The organism is Auritidibacter ignavus (assembly GCF_003703835.1).
In the GTDB taxonomy this organism is placed as follows: domain Bacteria; phylum Actinomycetota; class Actinomycetes; order Actinomycetales; family Micrococcaceae; genus Auritidibacter; species Auritidibacter ignavus.
In genome coordinates, this window is the sequence record NZ_RDQR01000010.1 from 58,038 (window position 1) to 83,935 (window position 25,898).

Annotated in this window: 24 protein-coding genes and 3 pseudogenes; 10 read left to right on the forward strand and 17 right to left on the reverse strand. The window is 57.2% G+C overall.

Going from position 1 to position 25,898, the window contains the following annotated elements; all coding sequences use genetic code 11:
- Positions 1-24 precede the first annotated feature (24 nt).
- Complete coding sequence (locus DYI20_RS06730; protein WP_110101017.1) at positions 25-1,116, forward strand: S-(hydroxymethyl)mycothiol dehydrogenase; 1,092 nt, start codon at positions 25-27, stop codon at positions 1,114-1,116.
- 85 nt (positions 1,117-1,201) lie between these two features.
- Positions 1,202-1,846: an MBL fold metallo-hydrolase gene (locus tag DYI20_RS06735; RefSeq protein ID WP_110098236.1), complete on the forward strand. Its 645-nt coding sequence runs from the start codon at positions 1,202-1,204 to the stop codon at positions 1,844-1,846.
- Positions 1,847-1,933: 87 nt separating this feature from the next.
- Here DYI20_RS06735 and DYI20_RS06740 read toward each other — a convergent pair whose 3' ends face one another.
- The 6 genes from DYI20_RS06740 to DYI20_RS06765 form a co-directional block, all read right to left on the reverse strand.
- Positions 1,934-2,770 carry a thioesterase family protein gene (locus tag DYI20_RS06740; protein ID WP_122549157.1) on the reverse strand — a complete coding sequence of 279 codons (837 nt, stop codon included), beginning with the start codon at positions 2,768-2,770 and terminating at the stop codon, positions 1,934-1,936.
- A 189-nt stretch (positions 2,771-2,959) separates the two neighbouring features.
- Positions 2,960-3,940 carry a class 1b ribonucleoside-diphosphate reductase subunit beta gene (gene nrdF, locus DYI20_RS06745; RefSeq protein ID WP_110110079.1) on the reverse strand — a complete coding sequence of 327 codons (981 nt, stop codon included), beginning with the start codon at positions 3,938-3,940 and terminating at the stop codon, positions 2,960-2,962.
- A 74-nt stretch (positions 3,941-4,014) separates the two neighbouring features.
- On the reverse strand, positions 4,015-6,141 hold the full coding sequence (nrdE, locus tag DYI20_RS06750) for a class 1b ribonucleoside-diphosphate reductase subunit alpha (protein ID WP_122549158.1): 2,127 nt from the start codon (positions 6,139-6,141) through the stop codon (positions 4,015-4,017).
- A 17-nt stretch (positions 6,142-6,158) separates the two neighbouring features.
- A complete protein-coding gene (gene nrdI, locus DYI20_RS06755; RefSeq protein ID WP_110098233.1) occupies positions 6,159-6,650 on the reverse strand; it encodes a class Ib ribonucleoside-diphosphate reductase assembly flavoprotein NrdI in 492 nt (163 codons plus the stop codon).
- 30 nt (positions 6,651-6,680) lie between these two features.
- Entirely contained in the window at positions 6,681-6,926 is a 246-nt protein-coding gene (nrdH, locus tag DYI20_RS06760) for a glutaredoxin-like protein NrdH (RefSeq protein WP_110098232.1), read from the reverse strand.
- Between the two features lie 552 nt (positions 6,927-7,478).
- Positions 7,479-8,378 (reverse strand): HAD family hydrolase, encoded by a 900-nt coding sequence (locus DYI20_RS06765; RefSeq protein ID WP_158278413.1) that lies wholly within the window; start codon positions 8,376-8,378, stop codon positions 7,479-7,481.
- Positions 8,379-8,530: 152 nt separating this feature from the next.
- On the opposite strand from DYI20_RS06765, the gene DYI20_RS06770 reads away from it, so the two are divergent.
- From DYI20_RS06770 to DYI20_RS06780, 3 genes are read left to right on the forward strand one after another with little or no spacing between them, the layout of a single operon-like run.
- Positions 8,531-10,066: a DUF1846 domain-containing protein gene (locus tag DYI20_RS06770; protein WP_110101010.1), complete on the forward strand. Its 1,536-nt coding sequence runs from the start codon at positions 8,531-8,533 to the stop codon at positions 10,064-10,066.
- A 39-nt stretch (positions 10,067-10,105) separates the two neighbouring features.
- On the forward strand, positions 10,106-11,386 hold the full coding sequence (locus tag DYI20_RS06775) for an amino acid deaminase/aldolase (RefSeq protein ID WP_147472539.1): 1,281 nt from the start codon (positions 10,106-10,108) through the stop codon (positions 11,384-11,386).
- Positions 11,386-12,750 carry a D-arabinono-1,4-lactone oxidase gene (locus tag DYI20_RS06780; RefSeq protein WP_147472540.1) on the forward strand — a complete coding sequence of 455 codons (1,365 nt, stop codon included), beginning with the start codon at positions 11,386-11,388 and terminating at the stop codon, positions 12,748-12,750. The genes DYI20_RS06775 and DYI20_RS06780 overlap by 1 nt, the downstream gene beginning before the upstream one ends.
- On the opposite strand, the gene DYI20_RS06785 is transcribed toward DYI20_RS06780, so the two are convergent.
- The 7 genes and pseudogenes from DYI20_RS06785 to DYI20_RS06820 form a co-directional block, all read right to left on the reverse strand.
- Positions 12,747-13,685 carry a ribokinase gene (locus DYI20_RS06785; RefSeq protein ID WP_110101007.1) on the reverse strand — a complete coding sequence of 313 codons (939 nt, stop codon included), beginning with the start codon at positions 13,683-13,685 and terminating at the stop codon, positions 12,747-12,749. The two genes, DYI20_RS06780 and DYI20_RS06785, sit on opposite strands and share 4 nt — an antisense overlap.
- Positions 13,686-13,718: 33 nt before the next feature.
- Positions 13,719-14,501, reverse strand: coding sequence for an amino acid ABC transporter ATP-binding protein (locus tag DYI20_RS06790; protein ID WP_110101006.1), 783 nt, complete (start codon positions 14,499-14,501; stop codon positions 13,719-13,721).
- Positions 14,498-15,466, reverse strand: a complete 969-nt coding sequence (locus tag DYI20_RS06795; RefSeq protein WP_110101005.1) for an amino acid ABC transporter permease — start codon at positions 15,464-15,466, stop codon at positions 14,498-14,500. The genes DYI20_RS06790 and DYI20_RS06795 overlap by 4 nt, the downstream gene beginning before the upstream one ends.
- Before the next feature lie 12 nt (positions 15,467-15,478).
- Entirely contained in the window at positions 15,479-16,423 is a 945-nt protein-coding gene (locus tag DYI20_RS06800) for an ABC transporter substrate-binding protein (RefSeq protein WP_110110076.1), read from the reverse strand.
- A gap of 49 nt (positions 16,424-16,472) precedes the next feature.
- Positions 16,473-17,255, reverse strand: a pseudogene (locus tag DYI20_RS12785) (SLC13 family permease).
- Complete coding sequence (locus DYI20_RS12790; RefSeq protein ID WP_147472541.1) at positions 17,231-17,827, reverse strand: SLC13 family permease; 597 nt, start codon at positions 17,825-17,827, stop codon at positions 17,231-17,233. Before DYI20_RS12790 ends, DYI20_RS12785 begins: the two are co-directional and overlap by 25 nt.
- Positions 17,828-17,934: 107 nt before the next feature.
- Positions 17,935-18,546, reverse strand: a complete 612-nt coding sequence (locus DYI20_RS06820) for a TetR/AcrR family transcriptional regulator (RefSeq protein ID WP_110098221.1) — start codon at positions 18,544-18,546, stop codon at positions 17,935-17,937.
- 185 nt (positions 18,547-18,731) lie between these two features.
- Between DYI20_RS06820 and DYI20_RS12325 the strand changes: the two genes are divergently transcribed.
- From DYI20_RS12325 to DYI20_RS06840, 4 genes and pseudogenes are all read left to right on the forward strand, one after another.
- Positions 18,732-19,538 (forward strand): hypothetical protein, encoded by an 807-nt coding sequence (locus tag DYI20_RS12325; RefSeq protein WP_122549164.1) that lies wholly within the window; start codon positions 18,732-18,734, stop codon positions 19,536-19,538.
- Positions 19,483-19,728: pseudogene (locus tag DYI20_RS12795) on the forward strand (type ISP restriction/modification enzyme); the annotation flags it as partial. The gene DYI20_RS12325 and the pseudogene DYI20_RS12795, both read left to right, overlap by 56 nt.
- 26 nt (positions 19,729-19,754) lie before the next feature.
- Complete coding sequence (locus DYI20_RS06835; protein ID WP_166769818.1) at positions 19,755-20,885, forward strand: type ISP restriction/modification enzyme; 1,131 nt, start codon at positions 19,755-19,757, stop codon at positions 20,883-20,885.
- 269 nt (positions 20,886-21,154) lie between these two features.
- Entirely contained in the window at positions 21,155-23,812 is a 2,658-nt protein-coding gene (locus DYI20_RS06840; protein WP_122549165.1) for a choice-of-anchor M domain-containing protein, read from the forward strand.
- Between the two features lie 170 nt (positions 23,813-23,982).
- Here the strand turns inward: DYI20_RS06840 and DYI20_RS12330 are convergent, their stop codons facing one another.
- Complete coding sequence (locus DYI20_RS12330; RefSeq protein WP_166769800.1) at positions 23,983-24,162, reverse strand: hypothetical protein; 180 nt, start codon at positions 24,160-24,162, stop codon at positions 23,983-23,985.
- 192 nt (positions 24,163-24,354) lie between these two features.
- On the reverse strand, positions 24,355-25,011 hold the full coding sequence (locus DYI20_RS06845; protein ID WP_233242956.1) for a TIGR02391 family protein: 657 nt from the start codon (positions 25,009-25,011) through the stop codon (positions 24,355-24,357).
- 162 nt (positions 25,012-25,173) lie between these two features.
- On the opposite strand from DYI20_RS06845, the gene DYI20_RS06850 reads away from it, so the two are divergent.
- Positions 25,174-25,383 (forward strand): BRO family protein, encoded by a 210-nt coding sequence (locus DYI20_RS06850; RefSeq protein WP_233242955.1) that lies wholly within the window; start codon positions 25,174-25,176, stop codon positions 25,381-25,383.
- Here the strand turns inward: DYI20_RS06850 and DYI20_RS06855 are convergent.
- Positions 25,380-25,691: pseudogene (locus tag DYI20_RS06855) on the reverse strand (integrase core domain-containing protein); the annotation flags it as partial. The gene DYI20_RS06850 and the pseudogene DYI20_RS06855 overlap by 4 nt on opposite strands.
- A 4-nt stretch (positions 25,692-25,695) precedes the next feature.
- On the reverse strand, positions 25,696-25,898 hold a 203-nt coding region (locus tag DYI20_RS06860; protein ID WP_147472542.1), incomplete at its 5' end, for an IS30 family transposase.

The following is a 25,898-nucleotide window of genomic DNA, read 5'->3' on the forward strand; positions in this document are numbered from 1 at the left end:
AATTGAGGAGCGTGTGTTTCCCTGATGTCCCACCACGTCAAAGCAGCGGTTGTTAAATCCCAAGATGACCCGGTCTCCATTGAAACCATCGTGGTCCCCCATCCTGGGCCCGGTGAAGTCGTCGTCGATGTCAAAACCTGCGGCGTCTGCCATACCGATTACAGTTATGTCTCCGGTGGCGTAGGCGATAATTATCCGTATCTTCTCGGCCACGAGTCCACCGCTGTCGTCTCCGAAATTGGGGAAGGCGTTACCGAAGTTGCTGTCGGCGATAAGGTCATTCTGAACTGGCGAGCTGTCTGCGGTGAATGCCGCGCGTGCCGTAAGGGTGATCTGAAGTACTGTTTCAATACCCACAACGCCACCCAGAAAATGACTCTGGAGGACGGGACCGAACTCGAAGCAGCCCTGGGTATCGGGTCCTTTGCCGAGAAAACCCTTGTTGCCGCCGGTCAGTGCACCAAAATCGATGAAGTCCCAGAGTCTTCTGACGCTGCCGTAGGACTGCTGGGTTGTGGCGTCATGGCAGGTATCGGTGCTGCCATCAATACTGGCGAGATCAAACGAGGGGAAGCTGTGGCAGTCATCGGTTGCGGTGGTGTCGGCATGGCCGCTATTGCCGGGGCACAATTGGCCGGAGCTACCACGATCATCGCCGTCGATATCGAAGATCGGAAACTCGAGCAGGCGAAGCAGTTTGGTGCCACGGAAACGGTCAACTCGAAAAATACCGATCCGGTAGCTGCCATCCAAGAGCTGACCGGTGGGTTCGGAGCCGATGTCGTCATTGAGGCAGTCGGTCACCCTGAAACCTATAAACAAGCCTTCTACTCCCGTGACTTGGCCGGTCGCGTGGTCTTGGTCGGTGTACCACGCCCAGACATGGAGATCACCCTTCCCTTCCAGGATGTCTTCTCTCATGGTGGCGCTCTCAAATCGTCCTGGTATGGCGATTGCTTGCCGTCTCGAGATTTCCCGATGCTTGTTAACCAGTACCGGCTGGGGCGCCTAGATCTCAATGCTTTTGTCACCGAACGAATTGGTCTCGATGACATCAATGGTGCTTTCAAAAAGATGCACGCGGGCGATGTCCTCCGCTCGGTTGTCGAGCTCTAACATCCAGTTTCGTTGCGACACTTTGTGCTCCAAAACCTCTGATTACCCGATACCGACCGTTGAGCGGTCCGAAGGAGAACCGACCATGACAGCCCGCATTGACCACCTCGAAACGTCAGGAACTTTTAGTCTCGATGGCGAAACCCATCAGGTCGACAACAATGTATGGATCGTCGGTAACTCGACCGAGTGCATCATCATCGATCCAGCGCACGATGCCAATGCTGTCCATCAGGCAGTCCAAGGTCGCAACGTCGCCGCTATCCTGCTCACGCACGGTCACGATGACCATATTTCCGAAGCTCTCACAGTTCGTGATTTCGTCGATGCCCCGGTTTTGCTCAATGCTGAAGACCGGATGCTCTGGGACGCGGTCTACCCCGTCCAAGGTCCCGACGGATCTATTCAGGACGGAGATACTTTCACGATTGCTGGTGTCACCTTAACAGCGTTTGAAACCCCCGGTCACTCGCCCGGATCCACCTGTTTCTATTCTGCGGAGCTGGAAGATGGGCAGGGCGCGGTCTTCACCGGTGACACACTTTTTGCTGGGGGGCCCGGTGCTACCGGAGGACGGTCCTACACCAGCTTTGACGCCATCATTAAATCGATTTCCGAGGTGTTGTTGGAGTTGCCTGAATCCACGCGGGTATTGACCGGTCACGGTGAGTCCAGCACCATCGGCACCGTAAAACCCCACCTGCAGGAATGGATTGATCGCGGATACTAAAGATTATCGCGAAAACCAATCACAAGCACTTATTCAGCAGTGGCCGGAGACCTGTCGGGTCACCGGCCACAACGATAGGCATGGATGTTAGGCCCTCATATCGCGTACCGACAGTGACTGTTCGGCACGCCCGAGATATCCTTTGCTGTCGGAAAGCACCGTGGAGGTAACCCCCAGACCGTTGTCGCCCAACGACACCGAGGTGGCCATCCCCAGCCAGTCCTCAGAGGGTTCGCGCATCAGGTGGATGCTCAGGTCAACGTTGGCGAAATAGACCTCGTCGTGATAGGGCTCAACTGCTGGTGCCAATCCGTTGGCGATATCGATCATCCCGATCGCGTGCACGAACGGGCTGGTAGGCTCATCCAGGATCATGGGAATCTCCGTATTGGCCCAGATCCGGCCGTGTCCCGGCGCGTGGTCGTCTGCTGCCCGAGATTGAATGGAGGCCACCAGTCCCCCGGCCCACCGCTTATTGAAGCCGGCATCCGGGGAACAGTGATCAATCGGAGCGAGAAGTGTGTCATCATGCAGACGGTGTGCCCGGGACGTATCAGAGGAAATGAGTCGCCAGGTCCGCGCAGTCAGTACCGCACGGCCTTGGGCCTCCACAGTGGACTGAACCAGCTCGATAGTGCGACCGGGGCGAATGTTGCGGGTGGTGACCTTCACTTCGCCGGCATGAAGCTTGCCGAGAATATCGAAACTGATACGTGAGGTGGCGAAGTTCTCACGCGGTTCATAGGCCTCCAGTTCCGCGGCGACCAGGCCAGACACAGCAGCCATGTGCAGTTCATCGTCTTGCCAGGATCCAGTGGCATGTTCTGTTGAGGTGAAATATGAAATCCGAGTTCCCTCAGTGAACTCGGATGCCCCGGATCGAACGAAATATGCGTGTGGTGTGGAGTGTGTTTCTTCAGCCATAACCGCTATCTAACCACTTTTTCACCACAAATATGAGGTCACACACACCCGAAGGGACCGAATGACTCTCAAAGAGTCGTCCTGTCAATCTGTTTGGCTCTTTGGCGTTGCTTCTCGACGTGGAGCTAACATAGCTCAGCCCCGCAGGCTTCTGCGGGGCTGAGCTATCGTGGTGGCTTGAAGTATTAGTTAGAAGTCCCAGTCGTCGTCTTCGGTTTCCTCAGCTTTACCAATCACGTAGGAAGAACCAGAACCGGAGAAGAAGTCATGGTTCTCATCAGCATTCGGGCTCAACGCCGAGAGGATCGCCGGGTTCACATCGGTGAGGGTATCCGGGAACATGGCCTCGTAACCGAGGTTCATCAGGGCTTTATTGGCGTTGTAGTGCAAGAACTTCTTGACGTCTTCAGCCAATCCCAGCTGATCGTAGATGTCGTGGGTGTAGGTAACTTCGTTGTCGTAGAGATCTTGCAGCAGGTCGAAGGTAAATTCCTTCAGCTCTGCCTGCCGCTCCGGGCTATCGTTGACCAGGTTGCGCTGATACTTATATCCGATGTAGTACCCGTGCACGGCCTCGTCACGGATGATCAGTCGGATCAAGTCTGCGGTGTTGGTCAAACGTGCTTGGGAAGACAGGTACATCGGCCAGTAGAACCCGGAGTAGAACAAGAAAGATTCCAGCATCGTGGAGGCAATCTTGCGCTTCTGGGGGTCATCGCCTTCGTAGTGTTCGACCACGTGGGAGGCCTTGTACTGCAACGTGGGTTCGTCCCCGGCCCAGCGAAACACCTGGTCAATGACGTCCGAGGAGGCCAAGGTCGAAAAAATCGAGGAATAGGACTTGGCGTGAACTGATTCCATGAAACAGATATTGGTGTATACCGCTTCTTCATGCGGAGTCAGCGAGTCCGGCATCAGCGAGACCGCACCAATCGTGCCCTGAATGGTATCAAGCAGGGTCAGACCCGCAAAGATCTTCATGGTCACGTCTTTTTCTTGGTCGGTCATTCGCGCCCACGACTGCAGGTCGTTGGAGAGCGGAACTTTTTCAGGCAACCAGAAGTTCGAGGTCAGACGATTCCAGACCTCCAGGTCTTTTTCGTCTTCTATATCGTTCCAGTTAATGGCCTGAAAGTTCGTGAACCGTGCTTTGACTTCTTCAGGTGTCATGATGTCCTTGGTGTCCTTTGGAGCAGATCGTCACGGAGTAGGGAGACAAGTGCGGAACGAATCCGCTCACGACCCTACAGCATGCACGATACGCAACCTTCGACTTCAGTTCCTTCCAACGCCAGCTGGCGAATCCGAATGTAGTACATGGTCTTGATGCCGTGGGTCCAGGCGTAGATCTGAGCCTTGTTGACATCGCGGGTCGTGGCGGTGTCTTTGAAGAACAGTGTCAGGGACAGCCCTTGGTCCACATGCTGGGTCGCAGCGGCGTAGGTGTCGATGATCTTCTGGTATCCGACCTCGTAGGCATCCTCGAAGTACTCCAAGTTGTCGTTATTCAAGTAGGGAGCCGGGTAGTAGACACGACCCAGCTTGCCTTCTTTACGAATCTCGATCTTGGACGCGATCGGGTGAATCGAGGAGGTCGAGTTATTGATGTAGGAGATCGAACCTGTCGGTGGGACGGCCTGTAGGTTCTGGTTGTAGATCCCGTGGGTCATCACCGAGTCCTTCAGTTCCCGCCAGTCATCCTGGGTCGGGATGTCAATGCCACTGTCGGCAAAGAGCTGAGCGACCCGTTCGGTCGCCGGCTGCCACGCCTGGTCGGTGTACTTATCGAAGAACACTCCGGAGGCGTAGTCCGAGTCCTCGAATCCTCCAAAACGTTCTCCGGTTTCGATCGCGATCTTGTTGGAGGCCCGCAACGCGTGGTACAGCACCGTGTAGAAATACATGTTGGTGAAGTCCAGGCCTTCTTCGGAGCCGTAGTGGATGTGTTCGCGTCCGAGATAACCGTGCAGGTTCATCTGCCCCAGACCGATGGCATGCGAGGAGGCATTGCCTTTGGCGACCGAAGGCACCGAAGCAATGTTGGACAGATCCGACACAGCAGTCAGCGCCCGGATCGCGGTCTCCACCGAGCCACCCAGGTCTCCGGAGTCCATAGCTTTGGCAATGTTCATTGATCCGAGATTGCACGAGATGTCCTTGCCCACGAACTCGTAGTCGAGGTTCTCGGCGTAGGTGGAGGCTTCCGAGACCTGCAGGATCTCTGAGCACAGATTCGACATGGTGATCCGACCCTTGATCGGGTTGGCCCTGTTGACCGTGTCTTCAAAAACGATGTAGGGGTAGCCCGATTCGAACTGGATTTCCGCTAGCGTCTGGAAAAAATCACGAGCGTTGATTTTGGTCTTGCGGATCCGAGGATCATCGACCATCTCGTAGTACTTTTCCGTCACCGAGATATCGCTAAACGGCTTACCGTAAACCCGCTCAACGTCATAGGGACTGAACAAGTACATGGCCTCGTTCTTCTTAGCCAGTTCAAAGGTGATATCAGGGATCACCACTCCCAAAGACAGGGTCTTGATCCGGATTTTCTCATCAGCATTTTCGCGCTTGGTGTCGAGGAACCGGTTGATGTCGGGGTGGTGGGCGTGCAGGTATACGGCCCCGGCCCCCTGACGGGCACCGAGCTGGTTGGCGTAGGAGAAGGAGTCCTCCAGTAGCTTCATGACCGGGACCACGCCCGAGGACTGGTTCTCGATGTGCTTGATCGGTGCGCCGTTTTCACGCAAGTTGGTCAGCGACAGTGCCACGCCACCACCACGCTTGGACAGCTGCAGTGAGGAGTTGATGCCACGGGCGATAGATTCCATATTGTCTTCAACCCGTAGCAAAAAGCACGACACTAGTTCGCCCCGCTGTTTCTTCCCCGCGTTCAAGAAGGTTGGGGTGGCAGGCTGGAACCGTCCGCCGATGATTTCATCCAGCAGATTAGTGGCTAGTTGTTCATCGCCACGGCCCAGGTAGAGTGCGTTCATCACCACACGGTCTTCATAGCGCTCCAGGTAGCGTTCGCCGTCGAAGGTCTTCAGCGCATAAGAGGTGTAGAACTTAAACGCTCCCAAGAAGGAGGGAAAACGGAACTTATATGCGTAGGCACGGTCGAAGAGTGAGTCAACAAATTCTTTCGAGTATTGCTCGAAAGTCTCTGGCTCATAGTAGTCGTGCTCAATGAGGTACTTAATCTTCTCATCGGTGCTGTGAAAGAAGACAGTATTCTTATTGACGTGCTGTAAGAAGTACTGTCGAGCAGCAGCGTGATCGGCCTCAAACTGGATCTTGCCGTCGGGCCCGTAGAGATTGAGCATGGCGTTCAGCTCATGGTAGCCCATGTTCTGCCATGCTTCGGGCATCGACTTAGCGGACTGAATCAATTCTTGTTCCGTGACTGCTGTTGCCAAAATTCTTCCAATCCTTCTTTAACGCGGGCAACGTCGGAGGCGGTGCCCATCAGTTCAAACCTGTACATTACCGGTACCTGGGTCTTGGCGGAGATGATGTCGGCACCCAGGCAATAAGCATCGTAAAAATTGGTATTTCCAGAACCGATCACGCCTTGAAGTAGGTCCCGGTTTTTTTTGAGGTTGAGGAATTTGATGACCTGTTTGGGGACGGCCCCGCGACCGTCTCCCCCACCATAAGTGGGAAGCAACAGCACAAAAGGCTGTTGTGCTTCGAGGGTGGGTTCTTTGGTCATCAACGGCAACCGGGCGGTTTCCCCAGCTGGTAGCTGAAGTTTTTCCACGAAATGGTGGGTGTAGCCTGACGCCGATGAAAAATAGATCAGCCGAGCATTGGTGGTCTGCAGCTGCTGCTGTTCTGGGGAGCGAATAAATGAACGATCTGCGACCGCGGTGCTCATCTCGTGACTCCCTCCTGACAGAAAAAGGTGTTAGGCGACAGTGGTGGCCTGCTGCTGGCCGAGCTCAGCAATCTTGTCGGGACGGAAACCTGACCAGTGGTCACCTTCGGTCATCACGACAGGAGCCTGCATGTAGCCCAGTGCACGCACCTGCTCCAGTGCCTCCATGTCTTCAGACATGTCGACCACCTTGTACTCGATACCCTTCTTATCCAGGGCACGGTAGGTAGCGTTGCACTGAACGCAGGCTGGCTTGCTGTAAACGGTCACGCTCATGATCTATCTCCTGAAAAACAAGGACGGTTTTTCAAAGCAACGCTTGACAACCAATCCGGGGTTCTTGGTCTCTTTATTCGATCTGCCAGGTCAGGTACGTTGTGGCGATCGATCTTGTTTAATACTACATCTAGGGATGAGCTTTGCAAGCAACCACAATATCCTGTGGATTACATGCCTGTAACTCCTCCACAGGCTTGTCCACAGAACATGAGGGTGAATGGCAGATGAACAGCAGTTGCGCATCCGCACGAACGCGCGCTTCTGGCTCAACACCACGCAGGGTATCCACAACGTGTGCATGAGGTTGTCCACCCAAAAATCGCCAAAAAGTTTCTTATCTCACCCCGCGTGTCGCGCGTCGTAACCTGACAAAACACAATCCCTAGTGGACTCCATAACGGAAAACCACTAGGGATTGTGTCTAAGGGGTGCCGGTGGTGAAGATCGTCAGAATATAACTATGAGTCGCGCAGGAGCCCTGAAACGACCACCACCATGAGAGCTGACGCAGACCGAGCGTCTGGCGTACTCGGCCTGTCGATGTCAGGTCTAAGGCGCGTATTCCACGAGTGCTTCCATCAAGGCAATCACTCCGTGATCTGTATTGGCGCCAATCGCAAAATCTGCCACCTCGAATACCTCAGGATGAGCATTAGCGACCACGACCGAGGTGCCAACGCCTTTAAGCATCTGCAGATCATTGAGGTAATCTCCCACGGCCATGCAGTCTTGTAGTGAGACCTCGTGATGCTTTCCCAAAGCGGACAACCCCGTGGCTTTACTGACGCGGGAATCCATGATGTCAACCCATTGACGTCCCGAGCGCACGATATCGACAGTGGCGAGCTGCTCAGTATTTGCGGCATGCTCTTCGAGACTCGTCAGGAACCGTTGGTATTGATCCGCGTTGGGAATGTAGACGGCGATCTTCACGACGTCAAACTCTGCACGACCGACGGTGCTCACCAGCTCATCGTCATACCGCAGGCTCCGGTAATAGGCCTGAATGGCCTCGAACAGGGACGGATCAACCTGGCGAATGAGCGCTTCCGCAGCTGAACAGACCACCACCCCTACCCGGTCTAGTCCGGTCGTGGCAGCGGTGATCGCCCCTAATGTGGCCATCACCGTGGGCTTGTTCCACGATTGGGTGGCGATAACCTGGCCTTGACTGGCGACCACAGCACCGTTTTCCGCCACGAAGTCGCTGATCGTTTCGTCTGAAGCAAACATCTCTGACAAGGTCGCCAGCTGGCGCCCCGAGCTGGGCACCACCTGACATCCCGCCCGATGTAGATCCTGGGCTAATGACCAGAACGAATCCGGAATTCTCTTGGCCCCGTCCAGCAGGGTCCCGTCCATATCCAGGGCCAGTAACCGGGGAAAACGAGCCTCGGGGTCCTGTCTGACATACTCCACAATCGCCGGCCATGCCGTTGTTGCGTTCATAACTGTCTTCCTCATTCTCACCTATCCACCGGGGCAAGAATAGTCCTCGCCTTCTGGCCTCATCCTCGCTACTGCTCAACTCACCGGCTAATCTCACATCACGCGGCGGGGTGTCAGGTTTGTCCCAGCAGAAGGTGCTTGAATGGACAGACATGACCACACTGCGTGAATTCGTTGCTCCAGAGCCATCCACCATTCACCCTCACGGTTTCGACCCGCAACGCTACATTGAGTTACAGTCACGCTATATTATCGAACGTCGCGAGAAGATCGGCGGCAAACTCTACCTCGAAATGGGTGGGAAGCTCTTCGATGATTTCCACGCTTCCCGAGTCCTTCCCGGTTTCACCCCGGACAATAAGATCTCGATGCTCCATCAGCTCCGCGATGAGCTGGAAATCCTCATCTGTGTCAATGCTTTCGATATCCAAGGTCAGAAGATTCGTGCCGATTTAGGCATTACCTATGAAGAAGATGTGCTACGGCTCATCGACGTGTTTCGCGAACGCGGATTCCTGGTGCAGAACGTCGTGATTACACAATATTCAGACGATAATGCCCTCGCGAAAGACTTCTCTCGTCGCCTCGGGAATGCCGGACTGCAGGTCTCGCACCACTTCACCATTCCCGGATACCCCAATGACACGTCCCGGGTGATTTCCGACGAAGGATTCGGACAGGACGAATTCGCCGAAACGACCCGAGACCTGGTGGTCGTCACCGCACCGGGACCGGGGTCTGGCAAATTGGCGACCTCGCTATCGCAGATCTATCACGAGTACCAACGAGGTGTCGTCGCCGGCTATGCCAAGTTTGAAACCTTCCCGATCTGGAACCTCCCCCTAGAACACCCGGTTAACCTCGCCTATGAGGCCGCTACCGCCGACCTCGACGATATTAACGTGATCGACCCGTATCACTTGACCGCCTATGACGAAAAGGTGACCAGTTATAACCGCGACGTCGAGGTCTTCCCCCTGCTAAAGGCGATGCTGGAAAAGCTCTCGGGAACATCGCCCTATCAGTCGCCCACCGATATGGGCGTGAATATGGCCGGTCGGTGCATCAGTAACGATCTCGCCTGCCAGCACGCCGCTCAACAAGAGATCATCCGGCGCTGGTATAAGGCCAAGGTCGATGAATTCAAAGCCGATATCGACGACACCGTATCATCCCGGATTCGGATTGTGATGGCCAAAGCCGGGGTGGAGCCTCATGACCGCGTGGTGGTCGCACCTGCCCTGGAGCGGGCTGAGAAGAGCGGCCAGCCGGCCAGCGCCATGCAAGTCGCCGACGGCAAGATTATTACCGGCAAGACCTCACCGCTGTTGGGGTGTTCCGCGGCGATGTTACTTAACGCACTGAAGTACTTGGCCGGCATTGACGATCACCAACACCTGCTGTCTCCTGAGTCGATTGAGCCGATCCAGACCCTGAAAACCCAGCACTTAGGTTCGAAGAACCCGCGTCTGCATACCGATGAGGTGCTCATTGCGCTATCGGTCTCGGCCGCTTCCAATCCCACGGCAGCCCGAGCCATTGACCAGATCAAGAATCTGCGTGGCTGCGATGTACACACCACGACTATTCTGGGCTCGGTGGATGAGGGCATCTTCCGGTCCCTGGGGATGCAAGTCACCTCCGAGCCAAAGTATCAGCGCAAAACACAGCTGTATCACAAGCACTAAAAACCATCCGCTGGGCCGGTGGCACGATATGCTATCAGTGTGACAGAACACACATTGCCCGCTCATCGCCAGCCCGCCACCCCGGACGCTGCCACCGAGTTGCTCGGGCTCAGCGACCTGGCTACCACCAGCGATACACCCAGCGCGCAGCAACGGTCCGGCTTTGCGGAGATGGCTCGCGCTATCACGGGGTTCAGCGCGCCCCTGGGTGTGCTAGACCGGCGGGCTTTCACCACCAATGTTGCTACCCTGCGCAACCGTGCCGACGGGATCCCGCTACGGGTGGCTTCTAAATCGGTGCGTTCTGTGCCGGTGCTTCATGCGGTGTTGCGTGTGCCGGGTTTTCAGGGGGTTCTGGCCTATTCACTGCGCGAGTCGATCTGGTTGGTGCGTGACGGTCTGGATGATGTGGTGGTCGCCTATCCCAGCGTCGATACCGCGGTACTGACAGAGCTGATCAGCGACCAGACACTCAGCGATGCCATCACCCTGATGGTCGACCACCCTGACCACCTCGGGCTGCTGGCTTCAGTGCACCGCCAGGCGGGCTCGCCGCCCCACCGGTTTCGAGTCTGTTTGGACCTGGATTGTTCCTACCGGTTTGCGGGCTTGCACTTAGGGACCCGGCGCTCGCCCATTCACCACCGCCAGCAGGCGGTCAACGCAGCCCGTGCAGTGATCGCGACCCCGGCGCTCAACCTCGTGGGGATCATGGGCTATGAGGCTCAAGTGGCCGGGGTGAACGACACCAGCCCTGCGGTGCGGATGCTGAAGAAGCTCTCGGTGCCTGAACTGACCGCCCGCCGTGGTGCGGCGGTGTCCGCTATCGGCGAGCTGACCGAGCTGGAATTCGTCAACGGCGGGGGCACCGGCTCGGTGGAGTCCACCAGGATTGATCCGTCAGTCACCGAGATCACGGTCGGCTCAGGGCTCTACGCCTCCCACTATTTCGATCACTACACCACCTTCACGCAGCGCCCGGCTACCTACTTCGTCTTGGATATCACCCGGATACCGGCACCCGGGTACGTCACCGCCGCCGGTGGCGGATGGATTGCCTCCGGAGCACCCGGACCAGACCGGTTACCGGTTCCGGTCTACCCCGAGGGGTTACGCCTAACCTCGCGGGAGGGTGCCGGCGAGGTGCAGACCCCAATGACCGTAGCTGCCGGTCACCAAGTGAGTATTGGCGACCGAGTGTGGATGCGCCATACCAAGGCCGGAGAGCTATGTGAGCATCTCAATGAATTGCACGTCGTTGATGGCGCTGACCATCTCGGAGTGGTCACGACCTATCGCGGAGAAGGACAGGTGTGGTGATGGCAATACCACGGTGGTTACCACGTCGAAAACCCATCGGATCACAGCGGAATTGGTCGGGTCATTACCGGTGGAGCCCGCGCACCACCCTGAATCCTAGGTCGGTGGATGAACTACAGGCCATTCTCACCCGGGCCCGAACCACCGGCCGGCAGGTACGTCCGGTCGGTTCTGGACATAGCTTTTCGGCCGTCGCGGTCGGTGAAGACATCCAGGTGCTCACCGATCATCTCAGCGGGCTAATCGACATCGATCATCGCGCCGGGCGGGTGACGCTAGCAGCCGGTACAAAGTTGTGGCAGATCCCGCACCTGTTGGCCGGCACGGGGTGGGCGATGGAGAATCTCGGTGATATTAACCGCCAGTCCATTGCCGGGGCCATCTCCACCGGAACTCATGGCACCGGACTCCGGTTCGGTGGGCTTTCCTCCCAACTTGCCGGATTGGCTATGATCACCGGCGACGGCGAGCACCTGAAAGTTTCCGATCAACACCCGCAACTGCTGGACGCCTTGCGGGTGACCCTGGGCGCTTGTGGTGTCCTCACCGAGGTCACCCTGCAACTGGTCCCCGACTATGATCTGCACACCAGCCAGTGCTTGCAACCCATCGACGAGGTACTCGATGGGTGGGAACAGCTGAACACTGACAACGACCACTTTGAGTTCTTTTGGTTCATGCGTAGCCAGCAGGCGGTCACCAAAACCTCTCATCGGCTTCCCGCCGGAACCGTGGCACAGACTCCGGCCCGGCATTCCCGCCTCGTGCAACGAGGTCAAGACCTCACCGGGCTGGTGCGCGAGGAGGTGATCAGTAACGCCGGATTCGCTGCGATCTGCCGGCTGGGCAATCTGGCACCGCAGGTGACCCCACGGCTCAATGACCTCACCACTCGGGGGTGGGGTCAATCCGAGCGGATCAAGAATTGGGCGACTGCTTTTGCTTCACCGCGGCGAGTACGGTTCAACGAGACCGAGTTCGCCGTAGATTTCCAGGCAGTTCCCGAAGTACTACGCGAACTTGACCGAGCCCTGCGTGATCGGGGCTTATCAGCCACATTCCCGATCGAGGTGCGTAGTGCGGCCGCCGATAGCGGATGGTTAGCCACCAGCCAGGGTCGAACCACCGGCTATATTGCCGTGCACCGGCACGCCCCAGAGGATTTCGCCGACTACTTTGCCACCGTCAGCGAGGTGATGTCGGCGTATCAGGGCCGGCCTCACTGGGGTAAGTGGCATACACTGACCGCCGAGCAGTGTGCTACACGCTATGAACACTGGGAGGATTTCCTCCGGGTGCGTCAATGTCTGGATTCCTCCGGGACGATGCTGAGTCCGCATCTGCGCGAGGTGTTCGGTCTCTAGCGGATAGCGTCCAGAATGGCCGGAACCTTTTCCTCCAGGTCCGGCTGTCGTGTGGGGTAACCTTGGGTGCCCTGGGACTCACAGGCGAAGGATCCGGCGACGGTGCCCCAGGCGGCTGCCGTGACCACGTCTTCGCCAGCGACCAAGGCCGCCACCAGGGCTCCCGTGAAAGCATCCCCGGCGCCAGTGGTATCGACCACGTCGGTGTCTCGCGCCGGCACCGTCACCAGCTTCTGGCCCTGCTGAGTACACACCTGGCTCCCGCGCTCGCCCAGGGTCACCACCACATCAAGGTGATAGCGCTGGGAGAGTCGAGTAGCCAGATCAACGGTGCCCAGACCCGAGGTATCGCCACTCAACGTGGTGGCTTCAATCTCATTGACCACCAGCACGTCGGTGTACTCCAGCACCTCAGCGTGAGTGGTTGCCGGGGCAGCGTTGAGCACAGTGCGAGCACCAGCCCGCTGCCCAGCGCGGAGTCCGGCCACCACGGTGGGGTAGGGAATCTCCAGCTGGGCCAGGACGAGATCATCGGTGCTGACTTGGTTCAACGCCGCGACGGCATGGTCGGGATGCAAGGCAGCATTGGCTCCGGCGGCCACAATAATGCTATTTTCCCCGGCCGGATCACGCTGGATGGTGGCAATGCCGGTGGGATGGGACTCCACCTGGGTCATCAGCGAGGTATCGAGACGGGGTTCGGACGTGATGGTCTCGAAGATCAACTCAGCTTCGACATCAGTTCCGAGACATCCCACCAGATGCGTTCTCGCCCCGTAGCGTGCGGAGGCCACCGCCTGGTTGAGTCCCTTTCCGCCCAGTGAGGCGGAAGTGTCCTGGGCAAGAATGGTCTCCCCTGCCCGCACGATGTGTTCGACCAACAGATAACGGTCCACATTAGCGCTACCCAGCACGTAAACCTGTGGCTCGGCCATGAGCTGCTCCCTTCCCGACGGCCCAGCCCGACACTAACGTCGGATACTGGCTAAGAATTCCTGGGTGCGACGTTGCTGGGGGTCTTCGATGACCTGCCCGGCCTCCCCTGCTTCGACCACGACTCCCCCGTCCATGAACACCACCGTATCGGCGACATTCCGCGCAAAGCCCATTTCGTGGGTGACCACCAACATGGTCATTCCATCCTCGGCGAGCTCGCGCATCACGGTCAAGACTTCTCCGACTAGCTCTGGGTCCAGCGCCGAGGTGGGCTCGTCGAACAGCATCAGTTTCGGGTTCATCGCCACCGCCCGAGCGATGGCGACACGTTGTTGCTGACCACCCGAAAGCTGGGCCGGATAGGCGGTGGCTTTCGCAGCCAGACCCATTTGGGCCAAGAGCTTCTTCGCGGTGGCTCGGGCCTTATCCAGGGGCTGCTTTTTCACCTTGACGGGTGCCTCGATGATGTTCTCCAACGCCGTGCGGTGCGGGAAGAGGTTGAACTGTTGGAACACCATGCCAATCTCAGAGCGCTGGGCGGCGGCCTGTTTCGGCGTGATTTCGTGCAGTACCCCGTTCTGTTCCCGGTAGCCCATCAGTTCTCCATCGACGTAGAGTCGGCCGGCGGTGATCTGCTCCAGGTGATTCACGCATCGTAAAAACGTGGACTTGCCCGAGCCCGAGGGGCCAATCAGACAGGTGACTTCTCCGGGGTCAACCTGTAGATCGATGCCTTTGAGCACGTCCAGATCTCCGTAGGACTTCCAGATCTGCTGAGCATCAATCATGGGTGTCAGGCTGGCTTGAGCATTCATCGGTTACGACGCTCCTTGTCTGCGGAGTTGACCAGGGTGATGTTGGAGGGGAAATCACCTTCCGCGTCGGCCAGTGCGGCCAACTGACGTGGCGTCAGTTCGCGGGAGACTCCCTTGTTGAAATGCTCTTCCAGGTAGTGTTGTCCGATCATCAGCACCGAGGTGATCGCCAGGTACCAGGTGGCTGCCACCAACAGCATCGGCACCGGATCAAACAGCGCATTGGCAATATCCAGCGACCGGCCGTAAAGCTCCAGCGAGTACGGGATTGCCACGACCAGGGAGGTCGTTTTCAGCATCGAGATCAGCTCGTTGCCGGTGGGTGGAATGATGATGCGCATCGCTTGCGGCAGGATGGTGCGACGCATGGTCAGCCACCAGCCCATGCCCAACGCTTGGGAGGCTTCCACCTGTCCTTCGGGGACCGCTTGAATGCCGGAGCGGACAATTTCGGACATGTACGCGCCTTCATTGAGCGATAGGCCGACCACGGCCAGGACGAACATATTCGACAGCAACGACTGCACGTCGATCTCGGCAAATCCGAGGTTGATTGACTGGTACAACGAGCCGGCCAGCCCCCAAAACACCAACTGGACGTAGATTGGGGTGCCACGGAAGATCCACAGGTACAGCCACGCCACCGATTTGAGCACGATATTCGGCGACATCCGCATCACCGCAGTGACCGATCCGAGGATGACGCCGAACAGCATCGACAGCACGGTCAGTGCCAGGGTATGTCCGGCGGCGTTGATGATGCGGGTGTCAAACAGGTAAGAACGGTAGACGTCCCATCCGTAGTTCTCGTTGTTCAGCGCCGAGATCACGAACCACAACAGCAATCCGGCCACCACGGCGGCGGCTACCCACCGACCGGGATGGCGCAAGGGCTTGGCGCGAATGGGTTCGGGCCTAACCGCTCGGCTCTCGGGTGATGTCTTAGCTGTGGTGTGATCTGTCATGTGCTGGCTCCACTAGGGCGCGAGTGTGTGGGATGAGGGGATCTCGACGGGTTTTTCGTTGACTAAGGGTTCTTCAATCAGACCGTCCTGAATATTCCATTGGTCCAGAATCTCTTCGTAGGTACCAGTTTCAATGAGATGATCCATGGCTGCGACCAGCGCGTTGGTGAGTTCTGCATCTTTCGGCACAGCAAAACCGTAGGGAGCGGCGTGATACATCGGCCCGACCTCCTGAATCTCGCCGTCGGCTTGGTCTTCAACCCAGCTGACAATCGGAGAATCCGCGGCGAAGGCATCAGCCCGACCCAGCACAAACGCGGTCGCGGCATTATCCGAGGTGTCATAGGCCAGAATCTCGATCGGTTCCTCGCCGGCTTCTGCACACGCTTGGGACTTGGGAATGATCTCATCGGTTTGGGCCACGGTATTACGTTGCACGGCCACGGTGAGTCCACAGGGATGTTCGGGATCGATCTCTGCGTCGCGCTCGGCGTGCTGGGCCCACTGAATGCCGGCGTAGAGCGTATTGACGAAATCGTAGTTCTGCCGACGCTCTTCGGTGTCGGTGAATCCGGAACCGCCCACATCCACGGTGCCGGATGACACCGAGGGCAGGATGAGGGCGAAGTCCTGCTCTACCGGTTCAAACTCTAGACCCATCACTGAGGCCAGAGCTCGTCCCAGGTCCATTTCGGTGCCGATGATGGTGCCATCGGAGTCTTTGAATTCGAAGGGTGCAAAGGGCGTGTTGGTGCCCATCCGGAGCACGCCACGTTCTTGCAGGTCCTCGGGAACCAACGCAGCAATCTCGGGGACGGTCTCAGGCACGATCTCGACCCAACCATCAGGATTGCCCCGCTCTTGGTTGGTGCAACCGGTCAGCACCAGGCTGAGCACTACCAGAGTAGCCCACAGCTGCCACAGCGAGACGACACGTCTGGTTTGGGTTCTGGACATGGTCGAATACTACCTGTTTCTCCAGGTCAACGGCGCACCGCGTGACCGGCTACCGGAGAATGACCGGAAGAACGAAGAGAGCGAGGGAACTGACCAGGATCAAACCGACCACATTCATCCAGAGTCCGGCTTTGACCATATGAGAGATCTTCAGCTCCCCGGTAGAGAACGCAATCGTATTGGGCGTGGAAGCAACCGGAAGCATGAAGGCATATTGGCAGGCCTGGGTCACCTCCATCGCGAAAATCACCGGGTCGTGTCCCACGGAGGCGGCGACCCCAGCCACGATCGGTACAAAGGTGGTGATCGTGGCCATCGAAGACGTGAATTCCCTCAGGACGATCACCAGTAGCACCACCATCGGGGCCAGCACCCAGACTGGAACGGCACCAAGGCCGCCCAGGGAAGCACCCAGCCAATCAGCCAAGTCGCTGTCGGTCACTTGGGCCGAGAGCGCTCATCCCCCACCACAAAGAATCAGCACACCCCACGGTGTCTTCAGCGCGGTTTCCCCATTCATCAGCATCACACCTTTGGATGGCTGAGCAGGGATCACGACGGTAGCCACGCCGGCAACCAGGGCGATCACCGCCTCGGTGGCCCAGGGGTCGTCAAAGAGCACCGGGACCACGATCCAGGACACTGCAGCGCTCAGAAACATCATCGTGATACCCAGTTGGCCTGAACCCATCGGGCCCAATTTCTTCAGTTCCGCAAGGAAGAGGTCGCGACCTCCAGGGAGATCTTTCACCTCCGGGCGAAACAAAACCTTGGTGATGATCAGCCAACCCAGGACGAGGAAGACGATCAAAAACGGAATGCCAAACAGCATCCACAGTAGAAGCCGACCTGGTCACCGACCGTTTCCTGCAGGTATCCCACCACGAAGATATTGCCTGGTGAGGCGATGATGGAATCACAGGCACTGAGCGTGGCGGCATAGGCAATCGCAATCATCAGCCCAATACCGAATTGTGAGTGGCCGGAATCGGCGTCCCCCACATCACGACCCCCGCCTTCCTCGCGCACCAGTGGAATCATCATCAGCGCGGTGGCGGTATTGGAGACCCACATACCGAGCGCAGCGGTGGCCATCATCAACCCCAGAATCATCCGGGAAGGTTTCGTCCCCACGACCAAGACGATGAGTATGGCGATGCGACGGTGCAGGTTCCAACGCTGAATGCCAAGTGCGAGCAGGAATCCGCCGAGCAACAAGAAGATGATCTCGCTGGCATATGATCCGGCGACTTCATCCAGGGGAAACACCTGGGTGGCCGGGAACGCGATAAGTGGCACCATGGCAGTAACCGGCAACGGCACGGCTTCGGTAACCCACCAGGTTCCCATCAGCACGACGACCGCGGCGGTCACCCGTGCCGCTATGGCTAGCTCATCGGGCATGAGAAAACCCACAAGCACGGTCAGCCCCAGGCCGAGCAATCATCCCGCATACCGGATGTTTGGGGTTCTGGATGTCACGCCTTAGTGATAGGCACCGCGCAGCTCCCTCACATCGTGTGGCATCGTGACAGCAGCGCGTCCACAGCATCTGCCAGAACTTTGTGGGGACTGATCTGGTGTGTGGCCTTGAGTCGAGCGTAGGTCGGCGCCCGCTCGGCATCGACGGGCACGCGTTTTTCATCGAAGGCCATGGGCGCAGTGAGCGCCGACCCTATCACCACATTGGACAACTGATAGGCGGTCCCGAGCGGATCGGCCACTCCTGCGCTGTCCAATAACACGCACATCCGCTCGGACAGGGCCAAATACGCTGGGCCCCGAGGGGCCCGCATGCCGATGACCTGACCGGCCCACCGATGAGTGGTGAGATGTGTAAAAAAGCACTGCATCAGCAATGGCAGCTCAGCCTCACGGGTCGCTACCGCCATCTGTGCGTCGTCCGCTAATGCTATATCCAAGGCAAGATCGTAGAGATCATCTACCGATTCCACGCGTGAGTAAAGACTAGCGGGAGCTACACCGATGTCTTGAGCGACAGCACGCAGGGTTAGTGCTTTCAGCCCCCCAGCATCTAATAATCTCACCGATGCTCTGGCAAGATCTTGGATATCCACCGCGCGGAGGCGTTGCACAGGCTTGGGGTGTTCCCAATAAGTCATCGCACCATCCTGCCGATCACCGCCGAGAACACCCGCCTGCGTCTCCTATCCGAGCTAGATACAGAAGCGTATGCGACCGGCGCCAGAGATGAGTCGGTGCGACGCTACGGCCACCTCCCCGAGCCGGACTACACATCGGAGTCTGTGCAGCGGATGATCCGTTCACGGGTACAGGAACCTTCATTGTGCGCCTGCTGCAGTCGGGCATCATCAACACGCACGACCTGGCTCGCAAATATGCGAACGAACTCCACGCGAACGAACTCATGCTGTTGGCCTACTACGTGGCCGCTATCAATATTGAGGCCACCTACCACGGTGTTATGGGTGGTGAGTACACGCCGTTTGAGGGAATCGTCCTGGCTGACACATTCCAGATGTCAGAAGACGGCGACACCCTCGACACGCAAATGTTCACGCAGAACAGCGAACGTGCCACTCGCCAGCTGGACTGCCCCATACAGATTATTCTGGGCAACCCGCCGTACTCAGCCGGACAAACGAGCGCGAACGATAACAACCCAAATCAGACGTATCCGACACTCGATAGCCGAATCCGCGACACTTACGCTGCCAAACGAACAACCAAGGGCGGAAACGTCAACAGCCTGTACGGCTCCTACATTCGGGCTATTCGCTGGGGAGCTGGCCGTTTGGACGACCAGGGCGTTTTGGCCTATGTGACGAACGGTGGGTATATCGACTCGAATTCAGCCGACGGGTTGAGAAACAGCCTCATCGACGACTTTAACCACCTGTATGTGCACAACTTGCGAGGTAATGCTCGAACCTCGGGAGAACAGCGTCGCAAAGAAGGCGGAAATGCGTTCGAAGCGGGAAGCCGCGCGACTGTTGCCATCATGTTGGCGGTCAAAGACCCTGCTCACGCAGGGCCGTGCGTGCTGCACTACAACGACATTGGCGACTATCTGAGCCGTGAAGAAGCTCGAAATCGTAGAGACATCCGACGTTGGCACTATCGAATGGTCTGAGCTTGAGCTGAACGAGCGTGGCGAATGGATCAACCAGTCGTCAGACGCGTTTCAGGCGTTTTATCCGATTGGCGATAAGCATCGTGATGAAACTACGAGGGCATTGTTCTCAACGTACTCAGCAGGCTTGCAGACTAATCGTGATGCGTGGGTCTACAACTTCAGTGAGAAGAAGCTGAGGTCAAATGTGGCCGCTCTAGTGGGACATTTGATGAGGTGCGCGTTTCCTACCAGGCTGAACCGCGTGAGCACCGTAACGAAACCGATGTCCAGAAATGGCTTGGAGACAATCCAGAGTATTTGGACGCAACGAGGATCAAATGGTCCCGCTCTTTGCGTAACTGGGCGGCCCGGGACAGACAGATTGAAATCAGCTCAGACACGTTCCGCAGGAGTATCTACAGGCCCTTCATGAAATCCAGTCTTGCTTTTGGGTCGGGACTCAATCATGAACGCAGCCAGGTTCCGCGGATGTTCCCGGAAGCGGGAATGGAGAACTACGGGTTTTATTGCTTGTCGGGTGGAGGAGGACACCACTTTGCAGTTTTGGCTGTCAACGTGATCCCAGACTTGCATCTAATTGAGACTGGCCAGTTCTTCCCACGGTTTACGTACGAAAAGCTGGATGACTCATCAGGGCCGAGCGATCCGCAGGGGACGTTCGACCTGACCGATGGCCGCGTTTCGGGTGACACCGTCGTCAACGGATACAGGCGGATCGACAATATTTCTGATGACGCGCTCCAGCGCTACCAAGCAGCGTTCGGTGACGGGGTGACGAAGGACGACATCTTCGCAAGCATTTACGCTCTGCTTCATTCGGAGCTGTATCGGAGCACCTATACGGCTGACCTTAAACGGCAGCTGCCGCAGATCTCGTTGCCGGACACGGCGGAGGATTTCCGTAAGTTCGTTGAAGCCGGTGAGCAGCTGTTGGAACTGCACATTCGCTATGAGGAGCAGCCGGAGTATTCGTTGGGTGAAGAAGCCGTGTTTGGCGATACTGACGACCTAGATTTCTATCGTGTGCAGAAGCTGCGTTGGGGCGGGAAGTCTCGTACGCCGAACAAAACGCAGATTGTGGTGAATGACAACATCACACTGACGGGCATTCCGGATGAGGCTCACGAATACATGCTCGGGTCACGTTCGGCCTTGGAGTGGATTCTGGATCGATACCAGGTGAAGACTGACAAGGACTCCGGCATTGTCAACGACCCCAGCGACTGGGGTCTGGAGCACGGAAACCCGCGCTACATTGTGGACCTCATCAAGAAGATCACCTATGTGAGTGTAGAGACGGTGAAGATCGTTAATTCGCTACCGAAACTCACGCTGCGGAAATAAGGTGTAACACCTTGGGGTCATGTGCAAGGAGATCAGACCCCGTGCGTTCCCTAGTCACTACCTCCCGCGCCTAAACCGCTATCTAAGGGAGCGTGCACTTTAGCGTCACCCTCGTCGCGTTGACCCTGTTTTATCGGTTTGAAGCGGCGTATAAGCGATACTGCATAACATTCGTGGATGCTTATGCATACGGCAAGTCTCCTTGTGTCATGGTAGTGTTATTCCGCTGGCTCTTGTCAGTGAGAATACTTACATTAAAGGAGAGGTTCATGCGCGTATTTCGTGCAACCTGTGCCTCACTCGCGGCTGTTGCAATTACGGCTTTTTCGTTCGCCACCACTCCTGCCTTCGCGGGACCAGATGACGATCGTAGCGTCGAGACGAAAGCACACGTTGACGCGCCCAAAGTTTTTTGGAACAAAGAGGCGAACACATTCGACATCAACTCACAGTCGAACGGGAAAACAGCTCCGCTGGACAAGACAGCAAACTGGGTGGGTCGTGGCTACAACTATGACGGTAGCCAGAACTACGTATTCCCAGTTACTAACGACCACCGCCTCGGCTTTCTTGGCAAGGACGGCCAGCTTCTCTACATGGCCCCACAGGTCCCTGGGCCTGGCAATAGCCCCATTTGGTCAGGTTTCGGCGCTGACACCGCAGTCCCTATTGAACAGTTCCGTGACGGGAATTTCGCCCTGGAACTCGTGGGCTTTAATGGCCCCGGCCAAATGAACATGTTCAACTATTCGACATTCGGCGACCTACCGGTGACTCGCTTGTTCTCCTCCCACGACAAGGTTTCTCGGACAGTGTGGTTAGACCCAGGTACGCACACCCACAACATCACCACGTTTACAAAGCCGGGCCGCTACGAAGTCACTTTCGATGCAAGTGCGCGGAAATCTGACGGTTCTTTCACGGCTTCAAAACCAACCACGTTAGTGTGGCGGGTAGGTGGTACCAACCCCGCCGACGAAAAGCTCGGTGACGTGAGGGTCGCGTATGACCAGGCCGCAGGTGTCACGGGCAATTCCGCTCCGAGCTTCACGATCGCCCCACACGCAGGCAATGAAAAAGACGGCGATAAGAACCTCACTGATCTTACTTTCAATGCTGGTAACGACGCCGCTGAAGGTACGGTCGTGTTCTACATCGACGGCTACCACCTCGCCGAAATCCCTGTTACGGGTGGTAAAGCAACGTGGGGCGAAATGATCGGCTCTCACACATCAAGTTTCCAGGCCGTGTTTGTGCCCACCCAGGGTGCTGCACGCTGGATCAGTGCACCCCTGACCTCAAGCACCGGGCAGACAGCAGTGTCCACCACGAACACAGGGCAATTCCCCACAGAAACACCTGACACACCTGCCGGAGACTTCTCAACAGGCGAAGTAACGGTGAACTCGCGCGATGTGTCCGTCAACGCACACACCCAAGGTGACGGCAACCGAGTCACAATTGACACGAAACCCGCTGATGACTCTCTTATCTACAACATCACGGGTGGCTTTTACGAAGAAGGTTACGACGAACCAACGTGTGCGGTAGATGGTGTAAGTGGCCCTGGGCGCCGTACGCTCGAAGTTAGTCGCGAGTACTGCAAGGGAGACGAGTACACGCTACGGCTCACATTGGAGCCACAGCCGCGCGCCGCAATTGGTAATACAGACACCATTGACCTTGGACAGGTCAGTAACACGGGCAATACAGTTCAGACCCAGTTTTCCGAAAGCGGTGCCACCACCACACCCGACCCAGGCGACGGTAGTGAAACACCAAACCCAGGCGACGGAAACGACGGCTCTGACGAAAGTCTCCTCAACACGCCTGTCACGATTAATAACGGACACGTCGACCTGCGTGCCATGGACCTCAATGGTGAACTGACCGTAGCGCTCGGTGACGATTCGCGACAGCACGCACAGGAATCCGTGACACGCACTATCGACTCGACGACCCTGGAAGTCACGAAACTTGCGAAGGTTAAGCGTGAAGGCAACGTGCTTGCCAACCCAAGCTACGACGTCCTCGGTCCCAAAGGCACTGAACTCTACATTCTGCCGCAAGCTCAACAACCAGGCCGTGTGTGGCCAGGGTTCTCAAGCGAAACACTCGACCGCATGAAGTATCCCGAAGGTGCGACGATGACACTCACACCTGTGAGCGCACCTGAAGGCGGAAAATGGTTTGCCTACACGGAGAACCTCGGCTCCATTCAAACGATGTACGCATCCAGCGAGAAGGCTGCAGACATTCCTCTTCCGCCCGGAACCCACATGCACACTGCGTGGGCATTCACCAAACCTGGAACGTACACGATCGACGTGACGGCGCGCGCCAAGCAGGAGGTGGGCGGTGCACGAAGGGCTGGTGGCAGTGTGACAGCGAAGACGCAACGTCTCACGTTCGTCGTGGATCACAAGCCAGGTGGTGAAGACGGAGACGTCTCGACTCCGCCAAGTGAAAAGCCGAGTGAAGCACCAGGCGAACAGCCAACGCAGGAACCACCTGTGGAGCCGTCGCAGGAGCCAACTCAAGCCCCGTCACAGGAACCGTCAGAGGAGCAGCCTGGCGAGGAGCCCGGTGAAGCACCTTCGCAGGAGCCAAACGAACCGGCTCAGCCTGGTGAGTCCGACAACGACGACAGCAGGAAGCCTGACGACAAACAGACGGAAGCTCCTGCTGAAGGAGACGGAGGCGACTCCGACAACGGTCCGAACAGCACCTCGGGCGGTTCAGGTGACAACACTGGTTCGAATGATTCGAACGGCACTGGTGCAAATGGTTCAAACGGCACCGCTTCGAACAACGGCAACTCCCTGTCCCGTACCGGTGCCACGGTACTTCCGGTTGGACTGACCGCTGGTGCACTTGCTGTTGCTGGTGTTGCGCTACTTGTAGCTGCACGCCGTCGCAAGAGCTAAGTCCTGCACAACGAGGGCCCGCACTTTCCTTTAGCGCCTCCCGCCAGGTGAGAAATCAGTTCATCCTGGCAGGTCGCGGTTGGGGAGGTGCGGGCCTACTTTCTACCACCTCGGGAACGGCCACCCCAGCAGACAAGCGACTCTAGTGGGTTGTCCTCAGAGTCAGCTGCTTAGAACAGTGCCAATACAAGTGCGGCTGCAACGAAGGGCACGCCACTTACAAAAACTAAATGCATCGCTTCGCCCATGCCCTGGTGAATGGCATCGGCAATTGGGCCTGGTAAGGCTTCAAGTTTCGCCGGATCCAAGGCAGAACCAACCCCTGAACCCGCACCCATCGAGCCGCCCATATTCTTGGCCCCCCGCAGGCAGATGTTCTTGAATCTTAGGCATCATCGCCGAACTCATGATCGACCCCAGCACCGCAATTCCAATCGTGGACCCGACGTTACGGAAGAACTGCACCGCCGCAGTTGCAACCCCCAGTTCAGTACGGTCCACCGCATTCTGAACCACCAGCGTGTACGTCTGCATGCACCTGCCTAAACCCTTGTGTTCCGATTTTTCCGACTCCGTGAAAAGCTATTAATCACGAGCTTAGGGGCAGAATTGTTTGTTCCCAAAGCTGCGTCGAACAACTTTTGACCATCGTCTGTAGACCCAGTAAGGATGCGGATGCGGTCAGGAATCGACTTGGCTGTCTCGGATACCGCGTGGAACAGAGACTCGGCGATCAGTTCTTGGCTGCAATACTCCATCAGGCGTTCGTGGGTACTGCGCCGCTGAAGCTCCCCCACAAGAGAGCTGGTGAGACGCTCGATATCATCGAATGTGCGTGCCGCCTCAGCGAGTTGGGTCAACTCGCCAGCATCGTCGATATGCCATCCTTCGGTCGCCAGCACCTTGTTGAGCAAGCGGCGCAAATCATCCCAACGCTGACGATCGGTGGTATACCGTGTCGGGCTCATCGCCGTCGCTATGAACTCACGAGTGTGTTGACCTGCTTGCGCTGCGGACATTCCCTCCGTAAGCGCGCCAAACAGTCCTTCTCGCTTACTCCCGGCAACACGCGGTGGCGCTCCAATGTCGAGGAGAAGTTCGTCGATTTGGCTTCCGCTTAGGCTCGGCAAATCAGTACTGGCCAGGACATTCGCAATACTGCGGATAGTCGAGCGTTGGGAGAAAGAATCGGACTGCATCACCGCTCAAGCTTCTCATGTGAGCGAGTGGCCTGAGTATTTCAGCAAGACCGGGTGTCCGGATTCTTGCACGCTCAGGGGCGTATACGTGAGAGCCCGAAGCGGCCGCACCCGTGGCTTGCTGGAATTCACGTCAATCCTGGCTCTTAGAAGGAGCCAAACATGGCTACGAGAGATCTTCAGGTATTCACTAACGATGCCTTTGGAACGATCCGAACTGTCGAGCATGAGGACAAGGTGTATTTCTGTGGCCGTGATGCGGTAACGGCGCTTGGATACACCAATACGAGCAAGGCGATTCAGGATCATTGCCGTGGGGTTCCGTTTCGTTACCCCATCGTCGATGTGAACCGTCCTGGGTTTCGTTCCTAGATGGTTGGTAAAGACAGTTCATCGTTGGTGAGGCTTTCGGTGTATTGGGCTTCGACTTCTGCTGGTGTCTTGTAGCCCAGTGCTTCGTGCAGCCGGGTGGTGTTCCACCAGTGGACCCAGTTCATGGTCGCGAACTCGACATCGGTCAGGCTGTTCCAGGCCGGCTGGGAGTAGATCAGCTCGGCCTTGTACAAGCCGTTGACGGTTTCAGCAAGGGCATTGTCGTAGCTATCGCCGACTGTTCCGACTGATGGGGTGATTCCTGCGGTGATGAGCCGTTCAGTGTAGGCAATGGCAACGTATTGGGCAGGTTCAACCGGTGGTTGCAACACCGGCCTGTTTCAGGGATTGTAGTGCTTCGCCGAAGACTTCGGCGGGGGTCTTCCAGCCGAGGGTCTTGCGGGGTCTGTTGTTGAGGGTGTGGGCCACCGCTTCGAGGTCGTCTGCGCTCCAGCGGGACAGGTCGGTGCCCTTGGGGAAGTACTGACGTAGCAGGCCGTTGGTGTTCTCGTTGG

What these genes read in the sequence shown, in the direction of transcription:
- nrdI (WP_110098233.1), bottom strand. Translation starts at nt 6,650, where the DNA reads ATGAGCACCGCGGTCGCAGATCGTTCATTTATTCGCTCCCCAGAACAG.
- DYI20_RS06765 (WP_158278413.1), bottom strand. Translation starts at nt 8,378, where the DNA reads ATGAACGCAACAACGGCATGGCCGGCGATTGTGGAGTATGTCAGACAG.
- DYI20_RS06845 (WP_233242956.1), bottom strand. Translation starts at nt 25,011, where the DNA reads ATGCAGTCCGATTCTTTCTCCCAACGCTCGACTATCCGCAGTATTGCG.
- DYI20_RS12330 (WP_166769800.1), bottom strand. Translation starts at nt 24,162, where the DNA reads ATGGGCGGCTCGATGGGTGCGGGTTCAGGGGTTGGTTCTGCCTTGGAT.
- DYI20_RS06800 (WP_110110076.1), bottom strand. Translation starts at nt 16,423, where the DNA reads ATGTCCAGAACCCAAACCAGACGTGTCGTCTCGCTGTGGCAGCTGTGG.
- DYI20_RS06735 (WP_110098236.1), top strand. Translation starts at nt 1,202, where the DNA reads ATGACAGCCCGCATTGACCACCTCGAAACGTCAGGAACTTTTAGTCTC.
- DYI20_RS06740 (WP_122549157.1), bottom strand. Translation starts at nt 2,770, where the DNA reads ATGGCTGAAGAAACACACTCCACACCACACGCATATTTCGTTCGATCC.
- nrdE (WP_122549158.1), bottom strand. Translation starts at nt 6,141, where the DNA reads ATGCCCGAAGCATGGCAGAACATGGGCTACCATGAGCTGAACGCCATG.
- DYI20_RS12790 (WP_147472541.1), bottom strand. Translation starts at nt 17,827, where the DNA reads ATGCCCGATGAGCTAGCCATAGCGGCACGGGTGACCGCCGCGGTCGTC.
- DYI20_RS06790 (WP_110101006.1), bottom strand. Translation starts at nt 14,501, where the DNA reads ATGAATGCTCAAGCCAGCCTGACACCCATGATTGATGCTCAGCAGATC.
- DYI20_RS06795 (WP_110101005.1), bottom strand. Translation starts at nt 15,466, where the DNA reads ATGACAGATCACACCACAGCTAAGACATCACCCGAGAGCCGAGCGGTT.
- DYI20_RS06780 (WP_147472540.1), top strand. Translation starts at nt 11,386, where the DNA reads ATGGCAATACCACGGTGGTTACCACGTCGAAAACCCATCGGATCACAG.
- DYI20_RS06730 (WP_110101017.1), top strand. Translation starts at nt 25, where the DNA reads ATGTCCCACCACGTCAAAGCAGCGGTTGTTAAATCCCAAGATGACCCG.
- nrdH (WP_110098232.1), bottom strand. Translation starts at nt 6,926, where the DNA reads ATGAGCGTGACCGTTTACAGCAAGCCAGCCTGCGTTCAGTGCAACGCT.
- DYI20_RS06820 (WP_110098221.1), bottom strand. Translation starts at nt 18,546, where the DNA reads ATGACTTATTGGGAACACCCCAAGCCTGTGCAACGCCTCCGCGCGGTG.
- DYI20_RS06850 (WP_233242955.1), top strand. Translation starts at nt 25,174, where the DNA reads ATGGCTACGAGAGATCTTCAGGTATTCACTAACGATGCCTTTGGAACG.
- DYI20_RS06840 (WP_122549165.1), top strand. Translation starts at nt 21,155, where the DNA reads ATGCGCGTATTTCGTGCAACCTGTGCCTCACTCGCGGCTGTTGCAATT.
- DYI20_RS06785 (WP_110101007.1), bottom strand. Translation starts at nt 13,685, where the DNA reads ATGGCCGAGCCACAGGTTTACGTGCTGGGTAGCGCTAATGTGGACCGT.
- nrdF (WP_110110079.1), bottom strand. Translation starts at nt 3,940, where the DNA reads ATGACACCTGAAGAAGTCAAAGCACGGTTCACGAACTTTCAGGCCATT.
- DYI20_RS06770 (WP_110101010.1), top strand. Translation starts at nt 8,531, where the DNA reads ATGACCACACTGCGTGAATTCGTTGCTCCAGAGCCATCCACCATTCAC.